Origin of the sequence: Mangrovactinospora gilvigrisea, assembly GCF_001879105.1 — a bacterium.
Classification (GTDB): domain Bacteria; phylum Actinomycetota; class Actinomycetes; order Streptomycetales; family Streptomycetaceae; genus Mangrovactinospora; species Mangrovactinospora gilvigrisea.
The window spans coordinates 17,872-29,023 of sequence record NZ_MLCF01000061.1; the positions used below are offsets into that span (position 1 = coordinate 17,872).

The window sequence follows — 11,152 nt, forward strand, 5'->3', positions numbered from 1 at the left end:
CGTCCCTGCGGGGAGAGGCAGCTAGGCCGAACGAGTGAGCCGTGCGAGTCTCTCTGTCGCAATGTCGCTAAATCTCTGAAGATACGCGGCGGCCTGGGGTATACCGGATGTACGCGGGTGAGCAGGTGGTGGGACGATGCTCCAGTCAATGGGGTGGAGGGCCATGGGGGTTGGGACGGAGCCGGACGACGGCCCGGTGCGGCAGGACGCCGACCGGTCCGGCGCGTCCGCCGCTGCTCTGTTCCCGGGGCCCCGGCGCTCGTTCGAGGACGAGCTCGCCGCCCGCGAGGAGGCCGAGCTGGAGGCCCGCTACCGCCGTGCCGCCGACGCCGGGGACGCCTCCGCGGCGAGCCTGCTCGGCGCGCTGCTGCTGCGCCGCGGCGAACTCGCCGCCGCCGAGCCCTTCCTGCGCCGCGCGGCCGCGGCCGGGATCCGCGCCGCCGCCAACAACCTGGGCATGCTGCTCAACCGCCGCGGCCAGCCGGAGGCGGCCGCCGAGTGGTGGCGCCGCGCCGCGGTGGCCGGCAGCGCGCCGGCCGCCCATGCGCTGGGACGCCACCTGCGCGAGCGCGGTGAGGAGCCGGCCGCCGAGTACTGGCTGCGGCAGGCCGCCGAGCAGGGGCACCTCAAGGGCGTGGTGGCCCTCGCCGAGCTGCTGGAGCACCGTCAGGACCCGCGCGCCGAGCGGTGGTTCCGCTCGGCGGCGGAGGTCGGCCACACCGGCGCCGCGTACCGGCTCGCCCGGCTGCGGGAGGCGGCGGGCGACGCGCGCGGCGCGGAGACCTGGTACCGGCAGTCGGCGGCGCGCGGCCACCCGCGCGCGGCGCTGCGGCTGGGCGCGCTGCTGGAGCTGCGCGGCGAGACGGGCGAGGCGATGCGCTGGTACCGGCGCGCGGCCGGCTCCGACGAGCCGGACGCGGCGCGGGCGCTGGCGTACCTGCTGCTGGACGCGGGCGACGAGGAGGGCGCCGAGCACTGGTGGGAGGTGGCGGCGGAGGCCGGCGACGGCACCGCGGCGAACGCGCTGGGCGCGCTGTACGCGCAGCGCGGTGACGCGGCCGGCGCGGAGCCGTGGTACCGGCGCGCGGTGGCCGCCGGCGACGTCAACGGGGCCTTCAACCTCGGCCTGCTGCACGCCCGCGAGGGGCGGGCGGCCCATGCGGAGCAGTGGTACCGGCGGGCGGCCTACGCGGGGCACCGCGACGCGTGCAACGCGCTGGCGGTGGTGCTGCTGGAGCGGGGCGACGAGGTCGGGGCCGAGCCGTGGTTCTCCAAGGCGGCCGAGGCGGGGAGCGTCGACGCGGCGTTCAACCTCGGCATCCTGTACGAGGGGCGCGGACAGGTGCGGGCGGCGTGGCCCTGGTACGAGTCCGCCGCGGAGGGCGGCCACGCGGCCGCCGCGCTGCGGCTGGCGTCGCTGGCGGCGGTGGGCGGGGACGCGGCGCTGGCCCGCACGTGGGCGCTGCGCGCGGCGGGCCTGGGCGACGTCGATGTGGCGGAGCAGGCCGCCGACCTGATGGCCCAACTGGACGGCCGCCTTACCGCTTGACGCGGCGCCCTGTTCGCCGCCCCTCCGCCCCTCCGCCCCGGCACCCCGCCCGGACCGCTTCGCGGTCCGCGTGGGGCGCCGACTGGGCGGTCAGATGGCGCGCCGGTCCGCGACGGCCTTCTCCAGGCGTGCGCCGAACTCGGCGTCCGCCGCGCGGAAGTTGGCGACGGCCCGCTCCGCGATGTCGTCCCGCGACACCGCGGAGATCGCGCCGGCGAGGTTCGCCACCAGGCGCGCCCGCTCGCCCTCGTCCATCAGCCGGTACAGGCTGCCGGCCTGGACGAAGTCGTCGTCCTCCGCGTGCACCGCCGCGGCGTGCGTCCCCGTCGTCCCGGACACCGCCACCGGCGCCGACAGCGGCCGGCCCGTCTCCGCGGGGCCGCCGAAGCTGTTCGGCTCGTAGTTGCGGTCGCGCCCGTGCCGCCCGTCGTACAGCGCGCCGTCCCGCCCGTACGTCCGCGCCTCCGCGGCGTGCGGGCGGTTCACCGGGAGCTGGTCGGCGTTGATGCCGACGCGGTAGCGGTGCGCGTCCGCGTACGCGAAGAGCCGCCCCTGCAGCATCTTGTCCGGCGACGGCCCGATCCCCGGCACGAAGTGCGCCGGCGAGAACGCCGACTGCTCGACCTCGGCGAAGACGTTGTCCGGGTTCCGGTTGAGCGTCATCCGTCCGATCTCGATCGGCGGGTAGTCGGCGTGCGGCCACACCTTCGTCAGGTCGAACGGGTTGAAGCGGTAGGCGGCCGCGTCCGCCGCCGGCATCAGCTGGACCTGCACCGTCCAGGACGGCGGCCGCCCGGCCTCGATCGCCTGCCGCAGGTCGCGCTGGTGGCTGTCCGGGTCCTTGCCGGCCAGCTCCGCGGCCTCCTCGGCCGTCAGGTTGCGGATGCCCTGGTCGGTCTTGAAGTGGTACTTCACCCAGAACTGCTCGCCGTCCTCGTTGACCCACTGGAAGGTGTGCGAGCCGTAGCCGTTCATGTGCCGGTAGGAGGCTGGGATGCCGCGGTCGCCGAAGAGCCAGGTGACCTGGTGGGTGGCCTCGGGCGACAGGCCCCAGAAGTCCCAGACGCTGTCGGGCTCCTGGCTGCCGGTGTACGGGTCGCGCTTCTGGGTGTGGATGAAGTCGGGGAACTTCAGCGCGTCCTTGATGAAGAAGACCGGGGTGTTGTTGCCGACCAGGTCGTAGTTGCCGTCCTCGGTGTAGAACTTCACGGCGAACCCGCGCGGGTCGCGCACCGCGTCCGCGGCGCCGAGGTTGCCGGCGACCGTGGAGAAGCGGACGAAGACCTCGGTCTCCTTGCCGACCTCGGAGAGGAACGCCGCCCTGGTGTACGGGGTGACGTCGGCCGTCACCGTGAAGGTGCCGTAGGCACCCGCGCCGCGGGCGTGCACCACGCGCTCCGGGATGCGCTCCCGGTTGAAGCGCGCGAGCTTCTCGAACAGGTGCTGGTCCTGGAGGAGGGCCGGCCCGCCGACGCCGGCGGTCTCGAGGTTCTGGTTGTCCGCCACCGGGGCGCCCGACTCGGTGGTGAGGATCGGGCGGGAGCCGTCGTGAGCAGCCATGGAGGGTCCTCCCTGTTCGCATTCTGGTCTCGGTGCAAGAGTGAATCCGATCCTAATCAAGACTTTGTCTAAGTCAATATGCGCTCCGGATCCGGACATGCTGGTAGCATGAACGCCATGAGTGACCTGCTGGAACGACTCCGCGGCCGCGGCTGGCGGCTCACCGCCCAGCGGCGGGTCGTCGCCGAGGTGCTCGACTCCGGCGAGCACGTCCACCTCACCGCCGACGAGGTGCACGGCCGCGCCGCCGCACGCCTGCCCGAGATCAGCCGTGCCACCGTCTACAACACCCTGGGCGAACTGGTGTCCCTCGGCGAGGTGCTCGAGTTCTCCGCCGACGGCCGGGCCAAGCGCTACGACCCCAACGCCCGACATGCGCACCAGCACCTGGTCTGCTCGGGCTGCGGCTCGATCCGCGACGTGCACATCGCCGGCGACCCGATGGGCGCGCTGCCCGAGTCCGAGAGCGCCGGCTACGCCCTGGAGGGCGTCGAGATGACGTTCCGCGGCCTCTGCCCCGACTGCCGGGCCAAGCGCGGCGCCTGACGCCCCGTCGCCCCGGGAGCCCTCGGAATCCCGGAGGCCCGGACGCCCCGGAACCCCCCGAACGCCGAACCGCCCCCGAGCGCAGTGCTCGGGGGCGGTTCGCTGTGCGGATGCGGCGGTCAGCGGCCCTCGCCGTCCACCGTGCGGCCGCGCTGGTTGCGGCCCGGCGTGCCGTACGGGTAGTCCGCCGGCAGCGGGTCGCTCGCCTCGTCCAGGCGCGCCGTCTCCTCCGCCGTCAGCTCCAGGTCGACGGCGCCCAGGTTGTCGTCCAGCTGGGCGAGGGTGCGCGCGCCGAGGATCACCGAGGTGACACCCGGACGGGCGGCCAGCCAGGCGAGCGCCACCTGGCCCGTCGACACCCCGTCGCCGTGCTTGCCCGCGATCTCCTCCAGCGCGTCCAGCACCAGCCAGGTGCGCTCCTGCTTGCGGCGCCGCTCCCAGGCCTCCACGCCCCGCTCCGGGTTCTCGCCCAGCCGGGTCGCGCCCGACGGCGGCTCCTCCCGCTTGTACTTTCCGGTCAGCCAGCCGCCGCCCAGCGGCGACCAGGGCAGCAGCCCCAGGCCGGCGTCCTGCGCGGCCGGCACGATCTCCCACTCCAACTCCCGCACCAGCAGGTTGTACTGCGGCTGGAGGGTGACGGGACGGGCCAGGCCGAGCCGCTCCGCGGTGTCCACGGCCTTGGTCAGCTGCCAGCCGGTGAAGTTGGAGAGGCCGACGTACTGGATCTTGCCCGCGTGCACGGCGTCGTCCAGGAAGCGCAGCGTCTCCTCGACCGGCGTCAGCGGGTCCCAGGCGTGCACCTGGTAGAGCTCGACCGAGTCGGTGCCCAGCCGGCGCAGCGAGTTGTCCAGCGCCCGGGAGAGGTGGCGGCGCGAGAGGCCCACCTTGTTGGGGCCCTCGCCGGACGCGAAGCGGCCCTTGGTGGCCAGCACGATGCGGTCGCGGACGCCGGGGCGGGCGGCGAGCCAGCGGCCCAGCACCTCCTCGGTGGTGCCGCCCTGGTAGACGTCCGCGGTGTCGATGAACGTCCCGCCGACCTCCAGGAACCGGTCGAGCTGGGCGAAGGCGCCGGCCTCGTCCGTCTCGCCGCCGAACGTCATGGTGCCGAGGGCGTACTCCGAGACGGCGCAGCCGGTGCTGCCGAGCAGCCGGTACTTCATGGTGGTCCTCGTCTCCTGTGGTGAACCGGTGAATCCGTTGGGCGAGGTCCCAGCCTCGCCGCCCGGGCGGCCCGGGGTCCAACACCTATCCGTGCACCGATTCAGCAACTAGGGTGCTCAATCGTGGAACTGCGCCAGCTGGAGTACTTCGTCGCGGTGGCCGAGGAACGGCATTTCACCCGGGCCGCCGCGCGCCTGCACATCGCCCAGTCCGGGCTCTCGGCCGCCGTGCGGACGCTGGAGCGCGAGCTGGGCGCCGAGCTGTTCGCGCGCACCACCCGCCGCGTCGAACTGACGGACGCGGGCCGCGCGCTGCTCGGCGAGGCGCGCCGCACCCTCGCCTCGGCGGAGGCCGCGCGGGAGGCGGTCGCCGCGGTGACGGGGCTGCTCAGCGGCACCCTGACGGTCGGCGCCGAGCAGTGCATGGGCACCCTCGACCCGGTCTCGCTGCTCGCCGACTTCCGCACCCGACACCCGGGTGTCGCCGTCCAGTTGGAGCAGGCCGGCACCGGGCGGCTCGCCGCCGAGGTGCGGGCCGGGCGGATGGACGTCGCCTTCGTCGCCTCGGACGCGGCGACCGGCACCCAGCTGGACGGGCTGGCGCTGCACCCGCTCGCCGAGTCGCCGATGGTGCTGCTCTGCCGCCCGGACCATCCGCTGGCCGCGGCCGAGCGCCCGGTGCCGTGCGAGCGGCTGGCCGGCGGCGTCTTCGTCGACCTGCACCCGGACTGGGGCTCGCGGCGGGTCGCCGAGGCCGCGTTCGCCGCGGCGGGCGTGCCGCGGCGGGTGGCCATGGAGGTCAACGACGTCCATGCGCTGGTGGTGCTCGTCGGACGGGGCCTGGGCGCCGCGGTGGTGCCGCGGCCGGTGGCCGACAAGGAGGTCGCCCGGGAGCTGGGGCTGCGCGCGGTGCCGCTGGAGGGGGCGCCGGTCTGGCGGGTCTCGGTGGCGACGGCGGCCCCGCGCACGGCGGGCTCGGCGGCGGGCCGGGCGCTGCTGGCCGCCATCCGGGAGCGGCTGCTGCCGGTCTCCGCGCACAGCGATTTGCGCCGGTCGGGGGCCGTGGCCTAAGCTGAAGACACACAACGACGCGGGGTGGAGCAGCTCGGTAGCTCGCTGGGCTCATAACCCAGAGGTCGCAGGTTCAAATCCTGTCCCCGCTACCAGTGAGGCGAGAGGCCCGGAACTTCGGTTCCGGGCCTCTCGCCGTTGTGGTGCGCGGGTGCGCGCCCGGTGGGGGCGCGGGCACCCGGGGCCGCGAGCCGGAGGGCGGCCCCGGGGTGCGTGCCGCGGCGGTCAGCCGCCGAGATACCTCAACAGGTCTTCGTGCAGGTGCCCGTTGGAGGCCGCCGCGCTGCCGGAGGTGACGCCGGGGACGCCGTCGAGCCCGGTGAAGCGGCCGCCGGCCTCCTCGACGATGACGGCGAGCGGCGCCATGTCCCAGAGGTTCAGCTCCGGTTCGGCGCAGATGTCCAGGGCGCCCTCGGCGATCATCATGTACGGCCAGAAATCGCCGTAGCCGCGGCAGCGCCACACGGTGCGCTGCAGCTCCAGCATCGCCTCCAGCCGTCCGGCGTCCTCCCACTCCGGGATGTCGGAGTAGCCGAGCGAGGCGTCCGCGAGGGCGCCGACGCCGGAGACGGCGATCCGGCCGGCCTTGGTGAGGGAGCGTCCGGTGAAGGCGCCCGAGCCGATCGACGCCCACCAGCGGCGGTTGAGCGCCGGGGCGGAGACGAGGCCGACCACGGGCCGCTCGGTGCCGTTCTCGTCGCGGTCCAGCAGCGCGATGAGGGTGGCCCAGACGGGGACGCCGCGCACATAGTTCTTGGTGCCGTCGATCGGGTCGATGACCCAGCGGCGGGGGCCGGTGCCGGTGGTGCCGAACTCCTCGCCCACCACGGCGTCGCGCGGGCGGCTGCGCGCCAGCGAGCCCCGGATCAGCTCTTCGGCGGCCTTGTCGGCATCGCTGACCGGGGTCATGTCGGGCTTGGTCTCGACCTTGAGGTCGAGGGCCTTGAAGCGATCGAGCGTCAGATCGTCGGCGGCGTCGGCAAGGACGTGGGCAAGTCGGAGGTCGTCCAGGTAGTCCGGCATGGGCCGAACCCTACCTTTCGCGGCCCTCCGCGGGCGTCAATGCTGGCCGCCCGCAAGTTGGAGGCCGACCACACCGGCGATCACCAGCACGATGGAGACGATCTTCAACACCGAGGTGACGTCGCCGAGGAAGACCATTCCGAAGACGGCGGTGCCGGTGGCGCCTATGCCCGTCCACACCGCGTACGCGGGGCCGACGTCGAGGGTGCGCAGCGAGAGGGTGAGCAGGCCGAAGCTGCTGAGCGCGAAGGAGGCGAAGCCGATGGTGGGCCAGAGCCGGGTGAAGCCGTGGCTGAGCTTGAGGCAGACCGCGAAGCCGGTCTCGAGGATTCCTGCGGTGATGACGAGCAACCACGCCATGCGCCGTGCCTCCTGACCGTCCGTTGGCTCGCCGGGTGATGAGCGGCTCGAGTACTGATCAGTCTGCCTGTACCCGAACAGCTCAGCACTGAGGCAATCCCCCGATATTCCCCTGGGGTCACCCCCTACGGTGCCCTTCCGGCCACGCAAACCGGGTCAGTCGCCCTCGCGGCGGTCGCGGGTGCGGAGCAGGCGGCGGAGGGAGTCCAACCGGGCCGGCTCCGCGTGCCCTTCGGCGACCCACGCGTCGAGCGCGCAATCGGGTTCGTCGTGGGAGCAGTTGCGCGGGCACTCCGCCGTGCCCGGCACCAGATCGGGGAACGCCTGGACGACGCGCGAGGCGTCCACGTGCGCCAGGCCGAAGGACCGCACCCCGGGCGTGTCGATCACCCAGCCGCCGTCCTCGCCCGGCAGCGCCAGCGCCAGCGCCGAGGTGGTGGTGTGGCGGCCGCGCCCGGTGACGGCGTTGACGTGCCCGATGGCCCGACGCCGCTCCGGGACGAGCGCGTTCACCAGCGTCGTCTTGCCCACCCCGGAGTGGCCGACGAAGACCGTGCTGCGGCCGGCGAGCCGCTCGGCGAGCTCCGCGGGGACCTCGGCGTCGTGCCGCGTCACCACATGCGGAACGCCCAGGTCGCGGTAGGTGGCGAGGAATTCGTCCGGGGCGCGCAGATCGGACTTGGTGAGGACGAGCAGCGGTTCGAGCCCGCCGTCGTAGGCGGCCACCAGGCAGCGGTCGACGAGGCGGGGCCGCGGCTCGGGGTCGGCGAGCGCGGTGACCACCGCCATCTGGTCGGCGTTGGCGACGATGACGCGCTCGTACGGGTCGTCGTCGTCGGCCGTGCGGCGCAGCACCGACGCGCGCTCGGCGACGCGGACGATTCGGGCAAGCGTTCCCTCGTCGCCCGTCAGGTCGCCCACCAGCAGCACCCGGTCGCCCACCACCACGGGTTTGCGGCCGAGTTCGCGGGCCTTCATAGCGGTGACGATCCGGTCGTCGACGAGGCAGGTGACGCGGCCCCGGTCGACGGTGAGCGCCATGCCCTGCACGGCGTCCTCGTGCTTGGGCCGGGTGTGGGTGCGGGGGCGGCTGCCCCGCCGGCCCGGGCGGATCCGGACGTCCTCCTCGTCGGCGTCCTTGCCGTAGCGGCGCACGCGATCACACGCCCGAGGCCAGCGGGCCGGCCACGCCCTCGAGCATCGCCGTCCACAGCCCGGGGAAGTCCGGGAGGGTCTTGCCGGTGGTCGCGACGTTCTCCACCTCGATGCCGTCGACGACCAGGCCGAGCACCGCGGCCGCGGTGGCCAACCGGTGGTCGTCGTAGGTGCGGAAGAGACCGCCGTGCAGCGGGCGGGGCCGGATCTCCAGGCCGTCCTCGGTCTCCGAGACGTCCCCGCCCAGGGCGTTGAGCTCGCGGGCGAGCGCCGCCAGCCGGTCGGTCTCGTGGAGCCGGAGGTGGCCGATGCCGCGCAGCCGGGACGGGCCGTCGGCGAGCGCCGCCACCGCGGCGATCACCGGGGAGAGCTCGCCGACCTCGTGCAGGTCGCGGTCGATGCCGTGCACCGTGCCGGTGCCGGTGAAGGCGAGCCCCTCCGGGACGAGCGCGCAGGAGCCGCCCATCTCGGTGAAGATCTCGCGCAGCCGGTCGCCGGGCTGGGTGGTCGACTCCGGCCAGTCGCGGACGGTGACCCGGCCGCCGGCCACCAGCGCGGCGGCGAGGAACGGCGCCGCGTTGGAGAGGTCCGGCTCGACCACCAGGTCCCGGCCGAGCAGCGCGCCGGGGGCGACCCGCCAGACGCCGGGCCCGCCGCCGTCCTCGGGGGAGTCGACCTGGGCGCCGGCCCGGCGCAGCATGTCGACGGTCATCCGGATGTGCGGCAGCGAGGGAAGCGTGCGGCCGGTGTTGCGGACCTCGACGCCCTGGTTGTAGCGGGCGCCGGAGAGCAGCAGCGCGCTGACGAACTGCGAGGAGGCGGAGGCGTCCACGTCGACCGGGCCGCCCTCCAGGCCCCCGCCGCCGTGCACGGTGAGCGGCAGCGCGCCGCGCCCGTCGTCGTCGATGCGGGCGCCGAGGGCGCGCAGCGCGTCGATGACGCCGTGCAGCGGGCGCTCGTGGGAGCGGGGGTCGCCGTCGAAGCGGATCGGGCCGTCGGCGAGGACGGCGAGCGGCGGCAGGAAGCGCATCACGGTGCCGGCGTTGCCGACGTCCACCCGGGCGGGGCCGTGCAGCGGGGCGGGGACGACCCGCCAGGCGCCGCCGCCGGGGCCGCCGAGGTCCTCGATGACGACGCCCAGCGAGCGCAGCGCCTCGGCCATCAGCAGCGTGTCGCGGCTGCGCAGGGGGCGGCGCACATAGCCCGGGTCGGCGGCGAGGGCGGCCAGGACGAGCGCGCGGTTGGTCACCGACTTCGAGCCGGGGACGGTGACGGTCGCGTCGAGCCGGGCGGGTGCCTTCGGTGCGGGCCAGGGGGCGTCGGTCATGGGGACAACCTTATAGAGGCCGCGGGGTGCCCGCGGGTATCCGTCCGGGTGCCCGCGGACGTCAGGGCGTCACCGACAGCAGCCGGCTCGCGGCGACGGCCAGGCAGGCGAGGGAGACCGCGAAGAAGAGGAAGATCCACAGGCCGGCCGGGAACGGGGTGAGCCGGCCGAGCTGGTCGGCGTCGGACTCGGGGGCCTCGCCGCGGCTCCGCTTGGCCTGCAGCTCGATGACCGGGCGCACCCCGGAGAGCACCAGGAACCACACCACGACATAGGCGAAGCCGGCCTGCACGGAGGCGGAGGCGAACCACGAGACGGCGAAGATCAGCCCGCCGGTGACGAGCACCGCGACGACCCCGTAGGCGTTGCGGATCATCAGCAGCATCAGGAAGAGCAGCACGATGGCGAGCCACAGCAGCGCGGTGATGTGGTCCGCGGACAGCAGCCACGCCCCGGCGAGGCCGACGATCGGCGGGGCGGTGTAGCCGGCGGCGGCGGTCAGCACCATCCCCGGGCCGTGCGGGCGGCCCCGGGAGACGGTGAGCCCGGAGGTGTCCGAGTGCAGCCGGATGGACGTCAGCCGACGGCCCGTCAGCACCGCGGCCAGCCCGTGGCCGCCCTCGTGGGCGATCGTCACCAGGTTGCGGCCGATGCGCCAGCTGGGCCGCGAGACCACCAGCAGCAGGGCGGCCGCGGCGGTCGCCCAGACCAGCCAGAGGGCGGGGGCCGGCTGGGTGCCCAGCACGTCGTGCCAGACCTGGGAGAGGTGGGCTCCGGTCGTCGTCTCGCTCATGGTGGAGGGGACGCTACACGGCGCGGCTGAGTTCCGGCCCGGTACATCAGCCGGATATATATGTGTACGATGAATTCGAGATGAGCGCCGAGCAGCAGGTCCACGATGGGGAGCCCCGCGACGAGGCGGGCGCACGCGTCGAGAAGGCCGCCCGCGGGCTGCTCCGCAGCCTGGGAACCGTCTCCCGGGTGCTCTTCGAGGCCGCCGACTTCGGCCTGCCGCGCAGCTCCCTCAACGCGCTGGACGCGCTGGCCGACGGTCCCCGCCGGGTGACCGAGCTGACCGCCCCCACCGGCCTCACCCAGCCGCGGGTCACCGTGGTGCTGCAGACCCTGGAGGAGGCCGGGCTCGTCGAGCGGCGCCGCTGCGACGAGGACCGCCGCTCCATCCGCGTCCGCATCACGCCCGCGGGCCTGGAGGTGCTGGACCGCGGCCGGCAGCGGATGGCCGCCCGGCTGCTGGACGGGCTGCGCGAGCGCGGCGACGACCCCGAGCGGGCCGTCGCCGAGGCCCGGCAGGCCGTCCGCACCCTGCTCGCCGCGCTCGAACCGAGCGCACTGGACTGAACGCACCACCGAACGGAGGTCAGTTGACCGCGCGCCCCGCCC

At 74.5% G+C, this 11,152-nt stretch carries 10 protein-coding genes, 1 tRNA gene and 1 pseudogene; 5 read left to right on the top strand and 7 right to left on the bottom strand.

Features of this window, described 5'->3' with window-relative positions; translation table 11 throughout:
* Positions 1 to 163: 163 nt before the first annotated feature.
* Positions 164 to 1,531, top strand: a pseudogene (locus BIV57_RS12550) (tetratricopeptide repeat protein); the annotation flags it as partial.
* A gap of 108 nt (positions 1,532 to 1,639) precedes the next feature.
* On the opposite strand, the gene BIV57_RS12555 reads toward BIV57_RS12550, so the two are convergent.
* Positions 1,640 to 3,109 (bottom strand): catalase, encoded by a 1,470-nt coding sequence (locus BIV57_RS12555; RefSeq protein WP_071656840.1) that lies wholly within the window; start codon positions 3,107 to 3,109, stop codon positions 1,640 to 1,642.
* Between the two features lie 117 nt (positions 3,110 to 3,226).
* On the opposite strand from BIV57_RS12555, the gene BIV57_RS12560 reads away from it, so the two are divergent.
* A complete protein-coding gene (locus BIV57_RS12560; protein ID WP_071656850.1) occupies positions 3,227 to 3,655 on the top strand; it encodes a Fur family transcriptional regulator in 429 nt (142 codons plus the stop codon).
* Positions 3,656 to 3,774: 119 nt separating this feature from the next.
* Here BIV57_RS12560 and BIV57_RS12565 read toward each other — a convergent pair whose 3' ends face one another.
* Positions 3,775 to 4,815: an aldo/keto reductase gene (locus BIV57_RS12565; protein WP_071656841.1), complete on the bottom strand. Its 1,041-nt coding sequence runs from the start codon at positions 4,813 to 4,815 to the stop codon at positions 3,775 to 3,777.
* Positions 4,816 to 4,938: 123 nt separating this feature from the next.
* Here BIV57_RS12565 and BIV57_RS12570 point away from each other — a divergent pair, with 123 nt between their 5' ends.
* Together BIV57_RS12570 and BIV57_RS12575 are read left to right on the top strand one after the other, a co-directional pair.
* Entirely contained in the window at positions 4,939 to 5,886 is a 948-nt protein-coding gene (locus BIV57_RS12570; protein WP_071656842.1) for a LysR family transcriptional regulator, read from the top strand.
* 18 nt (positions 5,887 to 5,904) lie between these two features.
* Positions 5,905 to 5,981: transfer RNA gene (locus tag BIV57_RS12575), tRNA-Met, on the top strand.
* Between the two features lie 130 nt (positions 5,982 to 6,111).
* On the opposite strand, the gene hisN is transcribed toward BIV57_RS12575, so the two are convergent.
* The 5 genes from hisN to BIV57_RS12600 all read right to left on the bottom strand — a co-directional run bounded on the left by hisN (position 6,112) and on the right by BIV57_RS12600 (position 10,544).
* Positions 6,112 to 6,909, bottom strand: coding sequence for a histidinol-phosphatase (gene hisN, locus BIV57_RS12580; protein ID WP_071656843.1), 798 nt, complete (start codon positions 6,907 to 6,909; stop codon positions 6,112 to 6,114).
* A 36-nt stretch (positions 6,910 to 6,945) separates the two neighbouring features.
* The gene (locus tag BIV57_RS12585; protein ID WP_071656844.1) at positions 6,946 to 7,269 is read right to left on the bottom strand and encodes a DMT family transporter; all 324 of its coding nucleotides are present in this window, start codon (positions 7,267 to 7,269) and stop codon (positions 6,946 to 6,948) included.
* A gap of 156 nt (positions 7,270 to 7,425) precedes the next feature.
* Complete coding sequence (rsgA, locus tag BIV57_RS12590) at positions 7,426 to 8,424, bottom strand: ribosome small subunit-dependent GTPase A (protein ID WP_071656845.1); 999 nt, start codon at positions 8,422 to 8,424, stop codon at positions 7,426 to 7,428.
* A gap of 4 nt (positions 8,425 to 8,428) precedes the next feature.
* On the bottom strand, positions 8,429 to 9,751 hold the full coding sequence (gene aroA / locus BIV57_RS12595) for a 3-phosphoshikimate 1-carboxyvinyltransferase (protein ID WP_071656846.1): 1,323 nt from the start codon (positions 9,749 to 9,751) through the stop codon (positions 8,429 to 8,431).
* Between the two features lie 61 nt (positions 9,752 to 9,812).
* On the bottom strand, positions 9,813 to 10,544 hold the full coding sequence (locus BIV57_RS12600; protein WP_071656847.1) for a M50 family metallopeptidase: 732 nt from the start codon (positions 10,542 to 10,544) through the stop codon (positions 9,813 to 9,815).
* Positions 10,545 to 10,606: 62 nt separating this feature from the next.
* Between BIV57_RS12600 and BIV57_RS12605 the strand changes: the two genes are divergently transcribed.
* Positions 10,607 to 11,110: a MarR family transcriptional regulator gene (locus BIV57_RS12605; protein ID WP_245797610.1), complete on the top strand. Its 504-nt coding sequence runs from the start codon at positions 10,607 to 10,609 to the stop codon at positions 11,108 to 11,110.
* Positions 11,111 to 11,152 lie beyond the last annotated feature (42 nt).